Origin of the sequence: Akkermansia sp. GGCC_0220, from assembly GCF_017566105.1 — a bacterium.
GTDB classification, from domain to species: domain Bacteria; phylum Verrucomicrobiota; class Verrucomicrobiia; order Verrucomicrobiales; family Akkermansiaceae; genus Akkermansia; species Akkermansia massiliensis.
Window position 1 is genome coordinate 348,206 of sequence record NZ_JABFCI010000001.1, and the last position, 22,032, is coordinate 370,237.

The 22,032-nt window shown below is 59.3% G+C and carries 11 protein-coding genes; 6 read left to right on the forward strand and 5 right to left on the reverse strand.

The features are described from left to right. Positions 1-14 precede the first annotated feature (14 nt). Complete coding sequence (pflA, locus tag HJW02_RS01470) at positions 15-797, forward strand: pyruvate formate-lyase-activating protein (RefSeq protein WP_156340811.1); 783 nt, start codon at positions 15-17, stop codon at positions 795-797. Between the two features lie 33 nt (positions 798-830). Here pflA and HJW02_RS01475 read toward each other — a convergent pair whose 3' ends face one another. The 3 genes from HJW02_RS01475 to HJW02_RS01485 form a co-directional block, all read right to left on the reverse strand. After that, a complete protein-coding gene (locus HJW02_RS01475; RefSeq protein ID WP_102722744.1) occupies positions 831-1,112 on the reverse strand; it encodes a helix-turn-helix transcriptional regulator in 282 nt (93 codons plus the stop codon). 74 nt (positions 1,113-1,186) lie between these two features. Then, positions 1,187-3,049: a glycosyltransferase family 9 protein gene (locus HJW02_RS01480; protein WP_180970950.1), complete on the reverse strand. Its 1,863-nt coding sequence runs from the start codon at positions 3,047-3,049 to the stop codon at positions 1,187-1,189. A 590-nt stretch (positions 3,050-3,639) separates the two neighbouring features. Beyond that, entirely contained in the window at positions 3,640-4,362 is a 723-nt protein-coding gene (locus tag HJW02_RS01485) for a LamG-like jellyroll fold domain-containing protein (protein WP_156340810.1), read from the reverse strand. Positions 4,363-4,885: 523 nt separating this feature from the next. On the opposite strand from HJW02_RS01485, the gene ykgO reads away from it, so the two are divergent. The 4 genes from ykgO (at position 4,886) to HJW02_RS01505 (ending at position 7,483) form a co-directional block, all read left to right on the forward strand. Continuing rightward, entirely contained in the window at positions 4,886-5,050 is a 165-nt protein-coding gene (ykgO, locus tag HJW02_RS01490) for a type B 50S ribosomal protein L36 (RefSeq protein WP_065529996.1), read from the forward strand. An 86-nt stretch (positions 5,051-5,136) separates the two neighbouring features. Then, positions 5,137-6,300, forward strand: a complete 1,164-nt coding sequence (gene metX, locus HJW02_RS01495) for a homoserine O-acetyltransferase (protein ID WP_102722740.1) — start codon at positions 5,137-5,139, stop codon at positions 6,298-6,300. A gap of 279 nt (positions 6,301-6,579) precedes the next feature. Further along, positions 6,580-6,891, forward strand: a complete 312-nt coding sequence (locus HJW02_RS01500; RefSeq protein ID WP_102722751.1) for a DUF1330 domain-containing protein — start codon at positions 6,580-6,582, stop codon at positions 6,889-6,891. A gap of 181 nt (positions 6,892-7,072) precedes the next feature. Continuing rightward, positions 7,073-7,483, forward strand: a complete 411-nt coding sequence (locus HJW02_RS01505) for an OsmC family protein (protein WP_022397240.1) — start codon at positions 7,073-7,075, stop codon at positions 7,481-7,483. Between the two features lie 124 nt (positions 7,484-7,607). Here HJW02_RS01505 and HJW02_RS01510 read toward each other — a convergent pair whose 3' ends face one another. Further along, the gene (locus tag HJW02_RS01510) at positions 7,608-17,057 is read right to left on the reverse strand and encodes a hypothetical protein (protein ID WP_156340809.1); all 9,450 of its coding nucleotides are present in this window, start codon (positions 17,055-17,057) and stop codon (positions 7,608-7,610) included. A 1,048-nt stretch (positions 17,058-18,105) separates the two neighbouring features. On the opposite strand from HJW02_RS01510, the gene HJW02_RS01515 reads away from it, so the two are divergent. Then, complete coding sequence (locus HJW02_RS01515) at positions 18,106-21,123, forward strand: autotransporter domain-containing protein (RefSeq protein WP_102753007.1); 3,018 nt, start codon at positions 18,106-18,108, stop codon at positions 21,121-21,123. A gap of 124 nt (positions 21,124-21,247) precedes the next feature. On the opposite strand, the gene trpA is transcribed toward HJW02_RS01515, so the two are convergent. Beyond that, on the reverse strand, positions 21,248-22,027 hold the full coding sequence (trpA, locus tag HJW02_RS01520; RefSeq protein ID WP_180970951.1) for a tryptophan synthase subunit alpha: 780 nt from the start codon (positions 22,025-22,027) through the stop codon (positions 21,248-21,250). Between the last annotated feature and the right edge of the window lie 5 nt (positions 22,028-22,032).

Genomic DNA, 22,032 nt, shown 5'->3' on the forward strand with positions numbered 1-22,032 from the left:
CAGCCAGGAAGCGGATGCCGCAGGCTTTCTCCCAGAATCCGGCCCCGGACGGTGAAACTGCCGTCACCGGACTGGTCCATTCCGTGGAATCCTGCGGCACCGTGGACGGTCCAGGCATCCGCTTTGTCCTCTTCCTGTCCGGGTGCAGCCTGCGCTGCCGCTACTGCCACAATCCGGACACCTCCTACGTGCGGAGGGGACGCCGCAGAAGCGCGGCCGACGTCCTTGAAGAAATAGCCCGCTACCGGGATTTCCTGCTGGCGGCGGGCGGAGGCGTCACCCTTTCCGGGGGAGATCCCCTTTTCCAGCCGGATTTTGCGAGAACCGTACTGAAAGGATGCAAGAAACTGGGGCTGCACACCTGCCTGGACACCTCCGGCCATCTGGGCGCGAACGCGGATGAAGAACTGCTGGCGAATACGGACCTCGTCCTGCTGGACATCAAGGCGTGGAACCCGGAACGGTACCGGGCCCTGGCAGGCGGGGAATTGCGCCCCACCCTGGAATTCGCGGAACGCCTGGCCGCCCTCCGCAAACCCGTCTGGCTGCGCTACGTCCTGGTTCCGGGCCTCACGGACAACATGGAAGACATCACAGAGCTCTCCCGCCATGCGGCGCGCCTGGGCAACGTGGAGCGCGTGGACGTGCTCCCCTTCCACCAGATGGGGCGCTTCAAGTGGGATGAACTGAAGCTGGACTACACCTTGAAGGACGTTCCGGAACCTTCCGAGGAACTGACGGAACAGGTCCGCAACATCTTCCGCCAGGAAGAAAATTTAAAAAGTTCCGTGCATTGAAGGCAGGAAAAATTCTTTTCAACCATGAGGCGTTTATAAAACATCCATTCCTCCTTTTACCATTCCAAGTAAAATCTCTACCTTATATTCAGCTTTTAAAGCACGTTCACGCCATATTCTGACATCCAAAGCCAGACCCTCCTCCCGTGCTTGTAACAGCAACGCAAGAATACATTCCCGTATGCAGGGAGGAATTTTTTCTCCCTGTTCCAAACGAACTATATCGGTCACGTCATATCCAGACAATTCAGCAAGATGTGCCAGCGTTAAACCGGCATCATTTCTCAACTTTTTAAAATTAATGCCTTTAGACATGACTTCCTGTTTAACACAGGCGTTTCTTCATCATAAGAAAAAGGACTAAGCTCTTTTCTTGGTAGAGAAACCCGTTAAATTTCAGAGGTTGTTATTTCCCTCAGAGCATCCAATACCTCCTGCACGGCAATATGGCGGTTGCAGGGAACATCACGGTCGCACTCCTTCAGGAAGCAGGGGGAACAGCACTGGTGGCTGTACAGGGAGCGGTTGAAGGGGCCCATGGGCCGGCAAACGTCCGGGAGGCGGGTGGAAAACAGGGTCACCACCGGAAGACCGCGGAAGGAGCAGAGGGACGGAATGTCACCATCCACAGCCACGGCCGCCACGGCGGCATCCATCACGGGGAACAAGGCTTCCGGAGTTCCCACCGCCAGCTCCACATTCAGGCGTTCCGCCAGAGCGGACGCGCGTTCCCGGTCTTCTTCCAGAGCGGCCAGTACGGCCCTCCCCGGCAGAAGGGAAACCAGCTCCGCCCATTGTTCCTCACTCCATTCACTGGCGCTGCCCAAGCTGGAGAACGGAGCCAGCAGGATGGGGGCGTTTTCCGCCGCAGCCGCCTTTTTCACCGGGAACAGGGACGGATTCCAGGCATCCAGCCCGTGCAGCCCCCCCAGTTGCAGATAAAGTTGAACCCGGTGCATGGGGGGAGCGGCGCGCAGCACGGGAGCCTTCACCCGGAATTTGTATTTCCGTGCGCCGGGATGCGTGTCCAGCCCGGAGAACATCATGGGCCCGTACGGTTCCAGCGCCTTGAGCGTTTCCATGTCCTGGTCCAGCATGACGCCCAGGTCCAGCGGACCGTCATTGTAAAATTCATCCGCGGCCAGCGCCTCCCGGAGCTGATTCAGGGAATCGTGCGGCAGAACATGGGTGACTTCCGGCACCGCCTTCCATACCCCCGCCTGCGCGGACGGGCAGATGACGTTCACCTGCATGTCGCGCCGGACGGCTTTCAGCGCACGGACCAGGGGAACGGTCACCAGGGCTTCATCCAGCGCCCTGGGAACAGCCACCAGAATGCGGTACGGCTGCAGCTCCATGTTTTCCAGAAGGCCGTCCGTTTTTTTATCCTGCGGAGCAAAGCGGTCGATGGACTTCCAGCGGTGGTGCATCCAGAACACGTCCAGAACGGACTTGCGGATCAACGTTTCCAGGCTCCGGTTCACTTCAATGGTGTCCCCCGCCAGGGAACCGTCCGAGTTGGAAAAATCCACCACGTTCCCCATGTCCGCTATCCAGTGTCCGGGAGAATCCGTGCGTACTGCGATGGCTACCATATCCGCTCCCGTCCTCTTCCGCAGCAAAGCGGGCAACGGCGTCGTGCCGGTCACCTTGCCGAAGAAGGGGACATACACCCCCTCCCAGACGAACTGGTCGCTCAGCACACCCAGGGCGCCGCCCTCCTTGACCATCTTCATGGGAGCCTTGATGCCGCCTTCCTTGGAAAACATCCGCGTGCCCCGCTCCGTGCGCCGCTTGTATACGTATTCCTCCATCAGCGGGTTGTCAAACTGGCGGTACATGGACCCGTAACGTTCCACTTCTGGAAAGAACACGCGTATCCTCGCCAGCGCCTCCCAGTTGCCGGAATGGGCTATGGCGCATACCTGCCCGCGCCTTTCCGCCGCAGGAGCGGCAAATTCTTCATGCCCCGCGATGGTGACGCATTTTTTCAACTGCTCATCCGTCAGGGTGGCCGTCTTCGCGGAGCACAGGAAATTGGCTATCGTCCTTTTGAAATTTTCCCTGCTCAATTTTTGCAGTTCCCTGCCGCGCAGGGCCGGATCCAGCACAATGCGCAGGTTTCTTTCCACAATTTTCCGGCGTTGCGGCAGCAAGTACCACGCCACGCCGCCCGCCACGCGTCCCAGGCGGTAAAGCGTTTTCATGCCCACGAGCTTCAGCAGCCCTTCCATGATCAGGAATCCTTTCATTCCCAGCTGATGGGCAAATGCAGGGCGGGAAGGAGAGGATGAAGGGGAGCTCGTCATAAGAAAACCGGAGAACATTTTATACGAATCCCTTCCGGTCCACAAACCCTTTATTCTCCCGCATGCGGCTTCCTTCCCGCGTTCCGGCGGCCTGCCGTCCCGGGAAGCCCCGTTCCATGCTTCCTTCCCACGGCGGAAAAGAACCGCTGCCGGAACGGAAACTGCACCGCCCTCCCGTCCCGTTCCGGATTTCACCATGAACTGTTACTCCTCCAAATGCAGGAAAAAGCTTCCGGAAGGCTGCAACTGCCGCAAGCTGCAGCCCGGGGCCATACAGGGACCCGGACCGCAGCAGGTCATGGAAAAGATGTATCCCGTCCGGACAGCGGATACCGTTTACATGACATCCGCACGTCCGAAGGAAGGGCCGGGAAAAACAGAAACTCCACCAGTCATGGCGCCCCAGAGCCGCCATCGGAAAAAGAAGAGCCTTCTTTCTGCAACAGTTCCGTGAAACAATAAAAAAGCGGACATTCCCACCGGAAATGTCCGCCCTGCTGCCTGCCGTTTAAAATGTATTTTTTCCGCCTCTCTCACTTCCGGCGGCGCACCAGCAGCGCCATCAGTCCCAGAACGCTCAAGGAGGCGGCCGCTGGTTCGGGAACCATGTTCCACGCCTCCTTGATTTCCTGTCCCGTCAATGCGGTACCATAAGCCTTGAAATCCGCGATGCTGAAGGAATGTTCATCCGTCGTGCCTCCGCCGACGGTCACGGTTCCGTTCTGGCCGCCGTTGAGCCCCGCGGACAACTGGGGGGTATCCACGATGTTTTCCCCGTTCAGGAAAATCTGGAAATCCGTTTTCCGGGTGGTGGTATCCGTACTGAGGGACATGGAGAGGTTGAACCATCCTCCGTCAATGACGTCCTGCCCAATGGTGAAGGTCTGGCCCGCTTCTCCCGTTCTCCTGGAAGTAAACGTGCCGTCCCCGTTGTAAACAAGCTGGAGGCCGCGGAGAAAACCCGTCTCTCCAAAGCTGTAAATAGTGGCGGCAGACCCCAGGGAGGACAAATCCAGCCACATGCCCACCGTCTGCGTAGAAATGTTGCGGTCCCCGCCCGTCACCGTCGCCCAGTCCGTATAGGAAGCCGCTGAATTGACCGGGGAGGAAATGCTCCATCCTTCCAGATTGATGCCGCTTCCCGTCATGAATTGTTCCGAGGGAGTGCCGGAAGAAAATTCCCAGGCGGCGGCAGTTGCGGCGCAGGCGGAACCAATGCCGGCAGCCAGCATGATGGTTAAGAATGTCTTTTTCATTATCTTAAACAGAGTTGATCGTCAGTTGGTTGAAGGGAATATCCAGAACCTTCCCTTCCATGCAAAACCAATACCGGATTTGTAATCCGGTATTGATTCTACAGTCGGGAAAAGCTGTCCTTCGCGAAACTCCGGCATCGTGGGTACGAACCTTAATTGATATTACCCAGCTCCTTTCCCCAGCCAGGCGGTATGCGGCAACGGTTATTGAACGGAAGCTTCCGCTGCGCTACAGAACGGGTTTCAACCACGAAAGGCGGGAGCCTTCCGCTCCCAGGCGACGGAGCCGCAAAATCACCGGGCACCGGCAAGCGAAATTTGCCCAAACCTTTTTTCTTTCAATTTTGTAGGCTTGACTTCGGATTACAAATCCGTCCATGCGTACTATCTTCTCTTCCGCAAGCCGCAGAAGCAGTTCGTCCGGAACTGCAATTTTACTTTTGGTAAAGAAATGACTTTACAATTCTTAACCAAACGGTATATTCCGTCTCCCGAACCGAACACCAAACCGGAGTTACACACCATGAAAGTTCTTTCTTCCTTAGCCTCTATGAAGCGCCGCCACGCAGACTGCCAAATCGTGAAGCGCAAGGGCACGCTGTATGTGATTTGCAAGAGCAATCCCAAGTTTAAAGCCCGCCAGGGCGCCACGGCAGGTACGCGTCTTTCCAAGAAGGGCGTCAAGTAAACCCTGGCCCAGCACAGATTTCAAGAAGACCGCCGCCCGCCGGGTGCCGGTCTTTTTTTGCTGACAAAGCCCCTTCCCGCACATCCATGCAGCTTCCCACCGTCCAAACCAGATTTCTGGACCTGCCCGGCTCCTTTTCCCTGCGGAACGGCGCCGTGCTGGACAAGGTGCGCGTGGCCTACGAGCAGTACGGCGCCCTGACGCCGGAGAAGGACAACGTAATCCTGCTGTTCCACGCTCTTTCCGGCAGCCAGCACGCCTACGGTTACAATCCGGAAGTTCCGGGCACCGGGTCCCTCTGGAAGCCGGAAAACCACGAGGGCTGGTGGAACAGCATCATCGGCCCCGGCAAGCCGCTGGATACGGACCGCTTCTGCATCATCTGCGCCAATTACCTGGGGGGCTGCTACGGCACCACCGGACCGGCCAGCCCATCCCCCGCGGACGGCCTGCCCTACGGCTCCCGTTTCCCGCATGTGGAGGCGGCGGACCAGGCGCGCCTCCAGGCTCTTCTGCTGGACAGCCTGGGAATAGAACGCATCCATCTGGCAGGACCGTCCGTAGGCGGCCTGATCGCCCTCAGCTTCGCGTGCCAGTTCCCGGAACGGGTCCGGAGCTTCATTTCCATCGGCTCCGGCTACCGGGCTTCCATTGAACACCGTTTGTCCCTGTTTGAACAAATCCTGGCCATCGAGCTTGATCCGGATTTCCGCGGGGGCGACTATTACCAGGGACCGGCCCCCAAAAAGGGGCTGGCGTTCGCGCGCATCATCGGCCACAAGTCGTTCGTATACCAGGAAGGCCTGGAACAGCGCGCCAGAAAGGAAGTGGGGGGCAAGTCCGGACTGCTCACATGGATGACGCCCACCCGTAGCACACAGAGCTACATGCTGCACCAGGGGACCAAGTTTGCGGAACGTTTTGACGCGAACGCCTACATCCGCATTGCGGACATGTGGGCGGAGTTCGACATCCGCGACCACGCTCCGGACGGAACGTTTAAAACCGCTCTGGAAGGCTTCCGCCGCGCAGGAATTCCCGCGCTCGTCTTTTCCATTGATACGGATTGCTGCTTCCGCCCGGCGGAACAGCAGGATTTTGTGGCGCAGCTGGAATCCGCGCGCATTCCCGTGGAGTTCCATACCATCGTTTCCACCAAGGGGCACGATTCCTTCCTGCTGGAGCCGGAGCTTTACGCGGAACCCATCCGGCGCATTCTGGCGGAAGGGCACCCGGAACACACTCCGTAAGCTTTTCCGTTCAAGCCGGGGAAACCTCCCTCCCCATCCGTTCTCCTGATAACCGCATCCCCGGAAACAAGGGCCCCCGCCCTTGTAAAGCGATTCCCACAAACAAGGAGGCGCCACGGGTCCGGGCAAGCCCGGAAGACGGATTGACAGCAAAGCCCTCCGGCTTTAGTCTCCCTGTCAAGGCACCGGACGCTTCCGGCGAATCATGAAAACTGCGAATTCCCCACGGAGCATTTCATGGCAGCCGCACAGGGGCCGGCCACCAGGGAAAGGAAGGATATGAGCTATTATTTTATCGTAACGGTTTCTTTAAGCTCCGATGCAGACACTCCATACGATTCCTACATCCGGGAAGTGAAGCCCATTGTTGAAAAACACGGCGGCGAATACCTGGTCAGGACCAATGAGGTCATTCCGCTGAGCTCCGGGTGGAAGCCGGACCGCGTGATCGTCATCCGTTTTCCCTCCAGGGAAAGCCTGGAACGCTGCTTTTCTTCGGAAGAATACCGGCAGATCAAGTCACTGCGTGAAGATTCCGTTGACAGCCACGCCATCATCGTGAAAGGAACGGATGGTGATGAAGCTCGGTGAAGGGCTGCATCAGATCAGGATTGATTTCCTGGCAAGCACAGGAGAACGGGGATAAGGGGAGGCTTTGCCGCGCATGCCGGAATGGACCGGCACCCCTGCAAATCGGATTTCCGCGACGGCCCAACTAAAAAAATAACCAAATTCAGGTGAACCCGATCCAGGGTTCCGCTGTCACACTCCTATGACTGATACTCATTACACCTCCGAGACGGAGAACGTCGGGCAATTCCGCTGTGAAACCACCTACATTCCCTCCAACATCACTTTTGCCACGGACCTGCCCGCCTCTTTTGAAGGCCGCGCAGAGTTTCCCTCCCCCGGCGTGATGCTCGGTTCCACGCTCGCCTCCTGCATGATGAGCCTGGTTTCCGTGGTCGCGGCCAGAAAGGGCGTGGACCTGAAAGGCATGCGCGTTCTGGCGCGCGCGGTGGAATCCTCCAAGGGGATTGAAAAGATTGAGCTGAAGGCCGTAATGCCCCTGGAAAGCAGCCATCCCCTCCGTTCCATGCTGGAAAAAACGGCCATGAGCTGCCCGGTCCGCCAGGCGCTGAGGCCGGACATGGAAACGCCCGTTGAATGGGAATGGAAGTAAGCCGCCCATGAGAGGGCGGAAATCACTCTTCACGTTATCCTATAAAGAAATCCCGCCCATTCACGAAGAAGGCCGCTGCGGATTATTCCGCAGCGGCCTTCTGATTAACTGACGTTTTCTTCCTTTAGAAGTTGTAGCGGTAGCCGATGCTTCCGTTGATGGAGCTGGAACCGCTGCGAATGTCCGCATTGCCGTCCACGAAGATGACGCCCTGGGTGCCTACGGGGACGCTCAGCCCCACACCGGCCTGGAAGGCCGTGCTTCCCACCTTGGCGCCGTACACCGGACGCGTGTAGGAGGGGTCCGCCAGGAAGCCCACATTGGCCTGCCCGCGGCGGTCGCCCATGTCCTGGGAGACGTTCACCCGGATTTCACCCAGCGCTTCACGCCCGAAGACGTTGGAGCCCATGAGGCCGGAGAGCCTGGCGCCCACGGCGACTGCGGCCGTGGTCAGTTCCTGGTCCTCCACCCTCAGCCCGACATTTCCGGCGGAGCCGCTTTCACTGTAGCCGTCCATGCGCGTCGTCACGATGGAGGCGTTGAACAGGGGCTGGAGAATCACGCTCTTGTCTTCATTGAGGGCGATGTCGTACGCCAGCTCGTACATGGCGCCGAAGCCGGACCCGGTGGTACTGCCGTGGGCCTGGTAGGAACCCGTGCCGTAATCCACCGTGCGCGTGAGTTTGGCATCATTCCAGCCGCCCGTCAGGATAAGCAGGTGGGACCATTTGCGGGACTGGTACCGGGCGAACAAGTTGACGTAGTAGCTGTCCAGGTCACCGTCCGCGGTATCCGCCGCATTCGCCGTGAGGCTTCCGTAGTTGGCCGTGAAGGCCGCGCCAGCGGTGAAGTTGTCGTTGATGTCCACGTCCATTCCTACCGTTCCGCCCCAGGTGGTGAGCTCATAGCCGCTTTCATCCCCCTTGGTGTCCAGCTTGGCATAAGACCCGGTGCCCTGCATCCACATGTGGAAGTACGGCATGTCCTCATGGACGTACGCGGGGTTCACGCCCATCTGCGCCACGCGGTTGCGGATCCAGCCCATCTGGTCGCGCAGGGAGTCGCGCTGGGCGATGCCCAGGCTGGTGACCGTGCTGCCCGCGGCGGCGGCCAGCTTGCGGGCCGCGCCGGAGTAGTCGCCCGCGTTCTGGGAGAGCAGAACGGAGGTGTAGAAGTCGCGCAGGGTGGTGCCTTCCTCCATATGGTAGCGGGAGTTCCACAGCAGGTCCGCCCCGGTGGCCGCGTTCCGCGTCAGGGAGGAGTCACGGAAGATGTTTTCCGTGCGCGCCGTGCCGGTGAGGATGATGGCCGTCATGCTGTCATTCGTGGTCAGAGACAGGTTTTCATACAGGGAGCTGAGGATCATGTCCTGGAGGGTGACGTTGTCGCCCAGGGATACCAGCGCGCCGTCCGTCGTCTTGAACAGTTCCATGTTCAGCGTTTCCGTGCTCCCCGTCACCAGGGTGTCCAGGTTGCTCATGACGAGCGTGACTTCCCCCGTTCCGTCGCCCAGCGTAATGTTTCCGCTGGAGGTGACGAAGGGGTTCCCCAGGCCATCCACCGTGGTGGAGGACGTGGTGATGGTAACCGTGCTGTTCCCCGTCACGCTCAAGCCGTCCGTGCCAAGAGTCAACTGGGTCTTGGGAGCGTCCGCACTGCCGATGTTGAGCGTGCCTCCGTTCACTGTAATGCCCTTGTAGGCAGCCTGGGCGGGATTGCCGCCTTCCGCAGCCGCGCCGGCCAGGGTCAGCGCGCCGCCGTCGCTCACGTTCAGGTTGTAGCCGGCATTGCCCGCACCCTTGATGGTCTGCACGCTGCCGTTGCCGGATTTGACGTTGAGCGTTCCGGATGCGCCGTCCAGCGTACCGGTGAAGGTATGGGAGGCGGAGGAGTCCACCGTCATTTCCGCACCGCTCAGCTTCAGGGCGCCCCCGCCCGTCAGGCCGGAGACCGTGTTCACGGAGCCGGCCGCGGTGGAAAGCGCGGAACCTTCCCGGATGTCCAGCAGAACGCCGTCCAGGGAGGAGCCGTTGCCCAGCGTCAGGGAGGAGTCCGTTCCCGTTCCTCCGAGAGTCAGCGTGCCGTCACCGGAAATGGTCACATCAGTCACATGGCTGCCGGCCTGCTGGCCGGTGAGGACCAGCTGGGCGCCGCGGCCCAGGTCCAGGGTTCCTCCACCCGTGCCGGAGGCCAGGTTTTCCACCGTCGTCACGCGGGAGGCGCCGTCATTCCTGCCGCCCAGCGTGATGTCTCCCCCGGCGAGCTCCAGCGTAGTGAGGCTGTTGCCCGTACCGTTCAGGACAATGTTCCCTTCCGTGGAGCTCAGCATGGAGTCATTTCCGGTGAAGCTGCCTTCCACGGTGAGGGTTTCCGCTCCTTTCTTGATAAAGTCCACATGGTCCCCGCTGATGGTGCCGCCGTAGCTGTTGCCTCCGGCGTCAACGTTCTGGATCAGGTCTACCACGGCATGGTTGGCGGCAGCGTCCGCCGCCGTATTCGTCACCACCAGAGCGCCATTGCTGCCGATCAGGTTGCTGACTTTCAGGCCGTCTCCGTTCCGGGAGGCTTCAGGAGCACCGTTCAGGCTTACATTGAGCGTGGTTCCGTTGATGCCCACGGCCTTGTAGGGATCCAGGGCGGCGTAGTCGCTGATGTTGGGGTTGTCCGAGTTGGGCGTGGTGTCCACGAGGTAGACGAGGTCCGTATTGCCGCTGACCATCAGCGTTCCGTCCGCACCCAGGACTTCCGTCACGGCATAACCGAGGGAGGCCAGAAGCGGTGAGAAGGCTATCTGCTTGTAGTTGTCCACCGTCAGCGTTCCCGTCGTCAGCACCAGCCCTACGCCGTCGGCGGAATCCCGGTTGGCGGAGAGCAGGTCCAGGACGCCCTGGTTGCTGAGGTTGATGGTCGTGTTGGCGGCGGAGAGCGTCAGGCTGTCCGCATCAATGACGCCCTGCCCGGTTGTTCCGCCCGCGGTAAGGCTGCCGGAATCCAGTTTCAGCGTCACCGTCTTTCCCGTCATGTCCAGGCCGCCGGAGATGCCGGTGAGCCGGGAGTATTCTTCCATGACGATGGAGCCGACCATGGAGCCGGACAGACCGCCCAGATTGATGGTGTTCAGGGCGCCCTGCGTTCCGGCGGAAGCGGCCACTTCCACGTTTCCGGTGGTTTTAGCTCCCGCGTTTGCCAGGCTTCCCTTCGTGATCAGGATGGCGTTGGCCGCATTCTGGGAGGCCAGGTCAAGAATCCCGTTGTTGACGGTGACCCGCCCGGACCCCAGGGAGTCGGCCCCCGCGAGGGTGACGGTGCCCGTTCCGGAGAGCGTAGTGGAACCGGTGAACCCGGTGTTGCCGGCCGCCAGCGTTATATTCCCCGTGGTGTCGACGACCAGGGAACCGGCTCCGGAGAGGGCCCCGGCCCAGGCGCTCCCGTCACCCAGCCGCGCCGTAGCGCCGCCCGCAATGGAGAGGGTGCCCAGGAAGGTGTTCGCTCCGGTGAGCTCCAGCGTTCCGGCGTTTACGGATACCGTGCTGCCGGCCGTGCCGCTGATGACGCCGCCGTAGGAGAAGTCGCGGGCAAAGGCCAGCGTGGAGTTGTTCTGGATGTCAATGCTGTCCCCCAGCTTGGTCACATTGGCGGAGTTCACCGTAACCGTGCCGCGGTGCACCTTGAGCTGTCCGTCCAGGTTGACGCCGCCCGTCAGGGTGATGTTGCCCGCACCCTGGGTGGAAAACGCCGTGCCGCTCAGATCGCCGCTGAGGGTGAAGTCCTTGGTGGCGAATATCTGGTTGCCCGTAAAGATGATGTCATTGGCAAAGGCGCCCCCGACCGTGCCGTTCCATTCCGCACGGACATTGGAGTCCGCCAGGTTCACGGTGCCGTCTGCTCCCATGGTCACGTTGTTCAATTGGAAGTACCCGGATGTCACGGACAGGGTTCCCTGGAATGCCGTGCTCATGTTCAGGACATTGGCTCCGTAGCTGGTTCCCAGGCCCACGGAAATGGTGCCGGTGCCGGAGGCATCCAGGTTCAGCGCCGTGTTGTCATTGGCGCCGCTGACCGTCAGCATGGAGCCGGCGGCCAGTTCCACGGTTTTTCCGTTGGCCAGGGCCTTGGCGGCGGTAGCCGTCACATTTTCACCCAGGATCAGGGAGCCGTCCGTCCACGTCATGTTGTCTGCGGTGAACGCCGTGGCAAAGGTGCCGGACGCCAGATTGAGGCTCCCGCCCTGAAGGTTGATCATGCCCATGCCCGGCTGGACGTCAGCCGTAGCCAGCGTGAGCGTGCCGCCCGTAATGGTGACAGCCCCGGAACCGAGGGAGTTGGCCACCTGGGCCACCAGCTCGCCCTGCTGGAGGGAGATGGCTCCCGCCCAGCCCGTATTGTCCAGGTTCAGGGTCAGCTTGCCTTCGCCGCGCTTGGTCAGCGTGCCCTGCGCAATTTTTCCGGTGCCGTCTGAGGCGAATACATAGTCGCTGCCCGCGGCGTTGTTCACCGTGATGGAGGCCGGATTCACCGCGCCGGACAGGGTGACGGTTCCCGCTCCGGAGCTGTTGAAGACCAAGTTCTGGCCGGCGGCCGTATCCGCAGAGCCGTCAATGCCCCACTGGGCTCCCGTGTTCGTGTCGCTCCAGGTCATGCCTTCCGTTCCCTGCCAGATCCAAACGTCCCCGGCGGAAGTCACCACCAACTTGAGGGTGGTGCCCGTCTGTTCGAGCGTGTAAATCAGCGTTTCGTCTCCGGTATAGCCGGCCCAGTTGAAGATGGCGCTGGCGGCATCAAGTCCGCTGGCAGCAGAAATCAGGGTGTATTCCCCGGCTTCCGTAATGCCTTCAAGGCCATTCAGGGTGAGGTTGAACGTACCGGCCCCGAAGGCCCCACCCACGCCGATGGAAGAGCTTATATCCAGGGTCAGCGTGGAACTGGCCGCCAGATTCAGGGCCCCGGCGGTCGTCATCCGCGTATTGGCCGCCATGGTGATGTTCCCCAGGGACGTGGCCCCTGCGGCAGTAAGGGCAAGGGTTCCACCCTGGATGTTCGTCAGCCCCGTGTAGCTGACCGTTCCGCCCAGCGTCAGGGTTTCATCGCTGACCTTGGTCAGGGAGAGGACTCCGGTGGTGTCATAGGAGATGGTGGTGGCTCCGTAGGCGATGGCAACGCCGTGGTCCGTGATGGTGCCGTTATACGTGCCGGAACCCACCGTCAGCGTACGCGCTCCCCCCACGGCGCCCACCTGGGAGTTGGCCGTGCCGTCCAGGGAGGCGATTTCAATATCCCCCAGCACGCGCATGAAGGCGAATCCCGTGGTGTCCGTGCCGGACGTGAGGGTGACCCCGCCCTGCGCCATGGAGGTGCGCATGTCAAGCCCCGTGCTGTACCCGTTGGCGGCGTTCATGGTGATCATGCCGGTAAATCCGGAGGCGTCACCGCCGATGATGAGCTTGCCGTTGGAGTTGTACCTGCCGTCGCCCCCTCCGCGGCTGTAGGTCAGGGAGCCTGCGCCTGTAAGCGTTCCGGTGAAGCCCATTTCCTTGGCCCAGTTGTCCCGGCCCACCAGGGTGGCCGCCCCGTTGACGGTAACGGTTCCCGTAAAGTTATGCTGGTAATTGGTGGCGTTTGCCTGGGAGGCGTCCACCCATTTCAGGGAGACCGCGTCAGATGCGGCCGTGCCCAGAATCAGATCGGAACCGATGGTGTGGTGGGCGCTGTTGCCCGCAATGATCAGGGACGTGCCGTTCTGCAGGGTGACGGAGGAACCGGCGCTGCCCCAATTGATGGCAGTGGAGCCGCCCCCTATCTGGACGTTGCCTTCCTGCACGATCAGGTGGCCGGAGTTGGCCCCCGTCAATTTCAGCAGCCCCGTACCGGTTTTCCGGACGGAGCCGGCTCCCGTGATGTTATTGCCGAAGGTAAGGTCTGAAGGCGTTACCAGATTAATGAATGAGTTGGTATCCGCGGCAAGGGAGAACGCCGGGTTGGTCACGGTTCCCAGATTCACCGTGACCGTCGCGCCGTTGGCCGCTCCCAGGGAGGAACCCGCGCCCCAGGTGATGCCCGTGGCCGGCAGGTCCGTATCATACCCGAACGCCAGAACGCCCTGGTTCACGGCTACGGTGGTTCCCGTACCGAGGATGGAAGCGGAGCCCAGCACCAGGGTTCCCGTGCCTTCCTTGGTAACGGCGGTATTGGCAATTACTCCGGTTCCCGCCAGCTCATAGCGGGTGGTGGTGTTGCGGACCAGCATGGAGCCGGGGGAAACCTCGGAATCAAGCTGCACCGCGGAGGTGGCGACTCCGGCCTGGTCTGCAAAGGAAACCGCCAGGCCGTCCGCATACGTGGCGGGCGTGCCGCCGTCCGTCCAGATGTTTTCCGCGCTCCAGACCCCGTTTTCACCGCCCGCCCACAGCAGGAGGGTTTCCGCCGTGTAAACCAGGTCCCTGCCATTGTTGGAAAGGGTGATGGTTCCCGCCACGCCGTCCGCAAAGACGGCCTTGATGGAAGAGATGTTGGTCAGTCCGGTGGTGGAGAGCACGGACATGCCGTCCGTCAAGGCGCCAAACCCGGTAAGGTCCAGATTCAATTCCCCTTCCGCGGAAAGGGCGAACGTGCCATTCACGTTGATTCCCGTTCCGGCGCCTCCCGCCAGGGCCAGCGTGCTGGAGCCGTCCACGTTCAGGTTCCCCGTAAAGAAGGAGTTCTGGAACATGGTCACAATGTCGAAGCCGGTAATGACCGTATTGGAGAAGGAGATGGCCTGGTCCGCCGTATTGCCGTAACCGCCCAGAAGCAGGGAGGAGGTGCCCCCTACCGTGCCTTCCGACACATTCAGCGTGCTGCCCGCTCGGAACACGGCTTTTTTAACGGTGAGGGTGGCGTTCCCGTTCACGGCGGACCTTGCTCCGCCGCCGCCCGCATAAAGGGCTCCCGTATAGGCGCCGCCATCCAGCGTCAGGCTGGAATTGCCTCTGACCGTGGAAGTTCCGGCAGTGCCGTAGCCGCCGCCGTAAATGGCCCCGGTAAAGACGGCGTCACTGGCGGCAGTGATGCTGACGTTGGAGTCCCCGTTGATCGTATATGTTCCGGAGCTGCCCGAGTAGGAACCGCCCACGATGCTCTTGACGAAGGTGCCGGAGGCAGTCCCCAGGTCAATCGTCACATTGGTGCTTCCGGTGATGGCGGCGCTGGAAGTGGAGTTGGCTTCATAGGCGCTGCCGCCGATGATGAAGCCCCTGGCTACGGAATTGAGCGAGACGGTTTCATCCGTCACGCTCTGCATGCTGCGCACCACGACAAAGGTGCTGCCGTCAATGTTGTTGGTGGAGTTGTGGGCCGCGGTGCCGCCGCCTATCACGCTCCCCTTGACCACGGCATTTCCGTCCACGGACACGTAAACGTTCCCCGTAATGCCGGCAGCCTGGCCGTCCTTGTAGTTGCCGCCCACCACCCAGTTGACGGAGGTATCCCCCTGAATCTGGGTATGGACGTCACCCGTGATGTTCCACTTGCCGGTGCCGCTCCAGTTGTTGGCATAACTGCCGCCGATGATCAGGCCGTAATTGCCCCCGAGCACATCCGTCCAGATGCCGGTAGTGATCTCCGTGGCCGTTGCATTGGTTGCAGTGTTGTAATAGCCGCCTGCCAGGGTCACTCCCGTCAGGTCACCCGTTCCGGTCACGACGTTCACGGAGCCGAAGCCCTCCTGCATGGACGCGGCGCGAATGTTGTACAGGGCCAGCGTCTGCTGGTCCGCCAGTGTTCCGGCGCCGGAGGTGGGGGCGTTTTCCAGCTCCCAGGCGGAATCCCATGCGGTATCATACGCGCCGGATCCCGTGAAGGTAATAACCGTTTTCCCGTCAACGGTGGTGATGGTGTACAGGGACTCGTCAATATCCGCCAGCGTGAACCCCGTCCCCAGGTCAACGCCCAGGTTGTAGGAGGTATTCACCAGGGCTTCGGAACCGAACAGATCCTGGAATTCCTGGAAACCGGAAAAATCAATCAGGCCGGAAGTCAGCGTCACGTTCTGAAGCACGCTGCCCACATTGTCCATGGAGGTGTAGTACAGGCGTCCGCCGTCCACCGTTACATTGCCCGTAATGGTTCCGGAACCGTTGGCGAGGATGCCCATCGTTTCCCCCACTGTGAAGGCGTCCTGGAAATTCATGGTGCCCGCGGAGGCGGAGATGGTTCCATTCCCCGTCAGTCCCGTCACATTCATGGTTCCATTGCCTGCATCCAGCCTGCCTCCCGCAAGCGCGGCGGTGATGGCGCCGGTCTTGGAAAGTACGGCGCCGGAATTGACGGTGTAGGTGCCTGTAAGCGCTACGTTCTCGGACAGGTGCACCCAGCCTGACTGGGCTACAAAGTTGCCTGCCCCGGTGATGGAGTTGTCAATGACGTCCGCCGCTTCTCCCGCCGTACCGTAATAAGTGAGGTACTGGCTGCCGGAGGAAGTGGTTACGGCGGCAGTGCCGAGGGAACCGGAAGCGTTGATGCCCAGGGAAGTGGAGTTGCGGGTGATGGCGATGGTCCCGCCAATCTGGTTTTCCGTGCCGGTCAGGGTGTAATAAGTGTATTCGCTATCGGCCCCGCTGATGGAAAAGCCGGAGGCGGCCGTAAGCACGCCCGTGAATTTGATGTTCTTGCCGTACTGGGTAGTGAGGTTCACTCCGGTGCCGAACGTGGCTGCCCCGGAGAAGGTAAAGCCATCCCCATTGATGGAAGTGGCGTCATAGTTATAATATCCGGAAACGGCGGGGCCGTCCTGCACGGTGAGCGTTGTGCCGTCCCCCATGACCAGCTTCTGTGACCAGTTGACATTGCCGGAAAACAGGGAAAGCGTTCCGCTGCTGATTTTAAGAGTGGCATCCGCGGAAGCGGCAGGGGTCAGAGCCACGGTCTTGTCGGAATTGCCCAGGGTGAACGTGCCGCCCCCCGTGTAATCAACCGTCACGGTGCCGCCGAAGCTTCCGCCGTAGGAGGAAGAATCCCCGGTGATGGTCAGCGTGGTTCCCTCCCCGGTAATCAGGGCGGCGGCGTTGTTGTGCTCCAGCTTGCTGATGGAGGTGTTCACGCCCGCTTGCAGGACGGAAGCTCCGGTCGTATACCCGTAGCCGCCCAGCTTGATGGTGGCGTTCTGGGCTGCCAGCGCGTGGTTGAGGTTCAGGATGTTGTTCTGCGTCCCCCCCGTCGTGTTGGAATAGAGGGAAATAATGCCGTTGAAGGTGCCCGCCCCGTTCAGGGTCAGGGTGGAGAGGGCCGTTCTTCCGTTGGCGACGCGGTTTACCGTCAGCACGGCTTCCGGAGCGTCTCCATTCAAATTGGTGATGGTGGCCGTGCCGGCTCCGGCAAAATTCAAGGTGGTGGAAGCCGTGACAGTGCCCACTTCATAGGCGGAAGTACCCCCCGCCGCTACGTTAACCTGCGTTCCGTTAAAAGCAACGTCCGCCGCATAAGCCTGTGATACAGTTATTAAAAGACCAGAGACTCCTGCAAAAGTGGCAGTTCCAAGTGTTACTCCTGAGAAGGAAGTCATCAGGGCAGCCAGCAGATTCAAGGGAAGGTGCAATTTCATGTAACGTTTGACAATTAAGGGTTTATAAATCATAAAAGAACCTTTCCCACAACACGGCAAGGGGAATATGATTGTGAATATAAATAAGGAATTCGCAATCCGCTGTCAAAGGAAAAGAGTCAGTTGCAACGGTTTTCTAACAGTACAGAAATATTCCCATTGACAAAATTTTCCAAGTTCGCTCTGAATGGATTATTTTGGAAATAGATAATTCATTGCTCGTTAAACGTTATTCAATAATTGAATTTTGAATAATAGGTGAATATGGAGACAGCGGATTGCGAATCCGCATTTGCCCTTTTAATGGCAGGATAAAATAAAAAGATGCCCTGCAACAGGTTATGAAGGAATCTGCTTGGAGATTGAGGAAGAATGACTGGATATGCCTCTGGTCCATTTTCCAAAATTTCCCACTCTCGCAGTTTTGTAAAGCGTCTGAGCAGAACTCCGGGGCACGGCTCCGCACGAACGGACCGCTGAACCGGCGTCCGTTGAAACACAGGAAGAGTGAACGGATCCGGAAGAGAAACGGACTTGCAAGGCCGAGCCCCCTTGTTCCCGGGAGAACGGCCATCAGATAGCTTGGAGGACTCCATGGCTTGAACGCGTTTTCCCGGCTTTATCAATCAATCTCCTCCAAGCACAACAGAGGAATTCCATCTGTTTATTCCTTCCGGGGTCCTATGATTATTTTCTCCTTTTCCGGCATGTGACGGATTTCTAATCCGATGTCAATCCTACTACAATGATAGGGAATTATTTTAAGACAAATTCCTCTTCTGAAATAGAGCGCTGAGCGAAACCCCTTCATCTTTCAGAACCCCATGCTTCATTCTTTTCTTTTTTGCCGCGGCAAATTTCTTAATGCCCCAAAAATACTTAATCACATAGAAATACATAGTTTTCCAACAATCAATCCTGTTACCCGATATTTCTCAAATGGTACCTGCTTGAGTTTCTTCCTGCGGCTGAAGAAAAATACGGATTAGAAATCCGCTATTTAGTTCTGCTCTTTGCCATAAGGCTATATTTATTCTTATTATTGATCATGAAACCCATCCTTCCTTTGTTGCTGCGCCGCAGCCTCCTGGCCTCTCTGCTGGTTCCCATTATTTCCCTGTCCTTCTCCGCCTCCGCGGCGGACTTCATGGTAGACGCATCTCAATATTCCGATCCAAACAATAACATATACTCCACCCTGGAGGAACTGGTCTCCTCCGTCGCCCTAGTTGCCGGGGATACGGTGATTCTGAACAACGATGACGCCTCCCTGACTACCGGTCTAACCGTTCCTGTCAACTTCCGCTCCGCTGATCCGGCTGCACTCTGTGCCGTAGACTTATCCGGCCTGGGTAAGAATCCCTTGTACAACCTGGGAGCGGGAGAGTACACGCTGGAGATGGACTCCGTCATCTGGAGCAATGGCGCCGCAGGAGTGATACGCACAGCAGATGATAACGTATCTCTGGAAATCACCGGAGAGGTTCAATTTCTCAATAACCATGTTGATAATTCAAACAATAGTGCTTACGGAGGAGCTATTGATATGGAGGGAGACCATGCAACGCTGACCCTGGGGAACAACGCTACCTTCTCCAGGAATTATGCTTTCTCCTCCTCCAACTACTCCTCTTCCTCCTCCTCTGGCGGAGCGATTGCTATGAGTGGAGATTATACAACGGTGACTCTGGAGGACAACGCTACCTTCTCCGGGAATTATACTTTCTCCGACTCCACCTCCCACTTATCCAACTACCCCTCCACCTCCTTTGGCGGAGCAATTTACATGGAGGGAGACCATGCAACGCTGACCCTGGGGAGCAACGCTACCTTCTCCGGGAATTATACTTTCTCCAAGTCCGGCACCTACTCCACCGCCACCACCGCCACCTCCTCTGGCGGAGCGATTTATATGCGTGGAGACCATGCAATGCTGACGCTGGGGGACAACGCTACCTTCTCCGGGAATTATGCTTACTCAGACTCCTCCTCCAACTACTCCACCAACTACTCCAACTCCTCTGGCGGAGCGATTTATATGCAGGGTGTTAACTCTTTCCTCACGATCTGTAACGGCGCCATCTTCACCAATAACTATTCCTCTACCTACGGTGGAGCCATTTACCTGCAAGGGATCACTACCGACAATTCCAGCCGCTTTCTGGCATTCACGCATGACGTGCTCTTCAGCGGCAACATGACCGGGGGAACGTTCACTCAACACAATGACGGCTCCTTCTCCGTGGTAAACGGCGTTGCCAACGCCATTCATGTAGACGGAACCAACCATCTCCAACTGGCCGCCGCCCAAGGAAAGGAGGTTCGCTTTAATGATCCGATCACCAGTGCGGCTTATTTTAGTTCTACGGAAAACGTCACCCTCTCTCTCAACCAGTACACGGATGACGACGGCATCTCCCACACTACGGATGGCACTGTCATCTTCAGCGGGGAACTCTACCAGGGAGACGACGCCCACCTCGTGGCCAGCCGCTACAGCGATTTCAAGGGACAAACCACCCTCTACGGCGGCTCCCTCATCCTGGAACACAATGTCGTCTTCGGCAATGCCGGCCTGCGGGACGATACCTCCATGACTCTGGAACACGGCACTCTGGAAATCACCGGGGGCAGCGTCATCAATGCCGCCTCCTTCTCCATCACCAACAATGACGTCGTCCTGCGCCCCGGAACCAGCGCCTTCATCAATGCCAAAAACGTGGATCTTTCCCGCGGCTTCGTCTTTGACATGCAGAAGCAGGCGCAGGAAGCCGCCTCCCTGGCAAACGCCACCGGACTTTCCATCTCCGCCACCGGTTCCTTCATCCTGGGCGGATCCATAGGCATCATGGACACGGGCACTACCGCGGACTACTTCTATGCAGACAATTCCTGGGCGCAGCAGCGCGCCTTCATTGTCCTGACGGATGCCAACCAGACCCACACGGATGACTTCTCCGGCGCCCATTCTCTGGCTACCGGGTCCGACCGGGTGGACAGCCCCTATGCCTACACGGGCTCCTGGAGCCACCAGTGGGTAGATGCGGATGGTGACGGCTTCCCGGAACAACTCCAACTGGTCTGGACTCCCGCCGAGGACTCCGCCATCCGGGACATCCTTCCGGAACTGGCAGGTACCCTGGCCATGAACTCCATGTGGTCCAGCGCCGCCAACGCGCTTGGGATGTCCCGGGCCGCCTTGGGCAACCTGGATGCCCAGCGCTTCATCACCGGGCCGGAAAACAACTACTGGGTCAAGGGCATGGGGGATTTCCTCAACCACGCCTCCGAGGGAGTACGGGACGGATTTGACTACCACGGCGGCGGCTATTCCGTGGGAGCGGACAGGAGAATCACTTCCCACGCTATCCTGGGCCTGGGCTTCGGAGACCTGTACGGCAAGATGCGCGGGCGCAGCTTTGCGGGAGATATTGACCAGCAGACGCGCATCGGCATGCTCTACGGCGGCTGGCACAAGGTTCTCAACAGGAAGAATACGTTGCTGGTGACGGGAACGGCAGGCTATGGCTGGACGGACAACAAGATGAATTCCTTCCACACGGGCGGCCGGTCCCACGGCAAGTGGACCAATGAAACCCTGTTTGGAACATTCACCGGGAAGTGGAGCCGCCGGGTAAACGAGACCGTTGCAATGGAGGTCATGCTGGGGCTGGAGTATACGGACGTGACGCAGGAGGCGTTTACGGAAACGGGCTGGGACGCGAGGCGCTTTGAAAAGGGGCGCCTGAAGAACCTGAGCGTACCGGTGGGAGTGGGCTTGACGCACCGCAGTGAGCTGAAAGACCGGGAATGGATCAACAGCGCGATGGTGAGCTACGTGCCGGACGTGTACCGCAGGAACCCAAGTGCGCAGGCGGAGCGGCTGCTCAACGGGTACCGCTGGGAAGCGGAAGGAACGTCTCCTGACCGGAACGGGGTGAGAGTGAACGTGAACAGCGCCCTGCAGTTGAACGCGCGCTGGAGGATGTATGCAGGGTACGAGTTTGAGGGAAGGAGCAAGGCCACGGCGCACCGGTTTAACGCCGGCGTCAGTTATGCCTATTGACAGAGCCTGATTGCAGGCGCCGGAAAACCGTCAAAATTACTTTATCTTTGACGGGCGGCCAGCAGCAAAGAGGCTGTGCAGTTATTCTGCACAGCCTCTTTTTAACGTTAACAGAAATGTTATTTTATTTTCCGGTCCATTTGCCCAGGAATTCCGCCGCATCCTTCCCTTCCGCAATGTGCCTGAGCAGGGCGCTGCCGAGGACGGCGGCGTCCGGACGGGCGTCTTCCGGCAGGGCGTCAAGCTGGTCCGGCGTCTGGAGGCCGAAGCCCAGTGCCAGAGGCACGTCAAATACGGCCCGGGCGCGGCGCATGGTTTCCGTGACGCTCTGCGTCAGGTCCACCTTTCCACCCGTGGTCCCCAGCACGGAAACCACGTAAACGAAGCCGGAGGTATGGGGCTTGTATTCCCGCATTCGTTCCACGGAGGTGTTGGGAGCCACCAGCGTGACGAGCGTCAGTCCGTGGGGGTCAAAGGCATCCCTGAAGATGCCGGATTCTTCCAGCGGCATGTCCGGAACGATGAAGCCGCTGACTCCGGCTTCCGCCGCATCCAGGGCAAGCCGTTCCAGCCCGTACTGGTAAAAGGGGTTCACGTACCCCATCAGCGCCAGTTTGGCGAAAAAGCGGCCCTTGCGGGCTTTCAGACCGTCCAGAATCCATTTCAGGCTTACGCCGCGGGCCAGCGCGTCCCGTGAGGCCTGTTCAATGAGAGGACCGTCCGCAACGGGGTCCGAGAAGGGAACGCCTATTTCAATGATGTCCGCCCCTGCTCCGTCAATCCGCTCCAGATGGGTCCAGAAGGATTCCTTGTCCGGAAATCCGGCGGTGATGAAGGGGATGACGGCGCGCCTGCCGAGGGAATGGGCGTGCTCCACGGCTTCCTGCAACGGTGATTTCTGCATGTTGT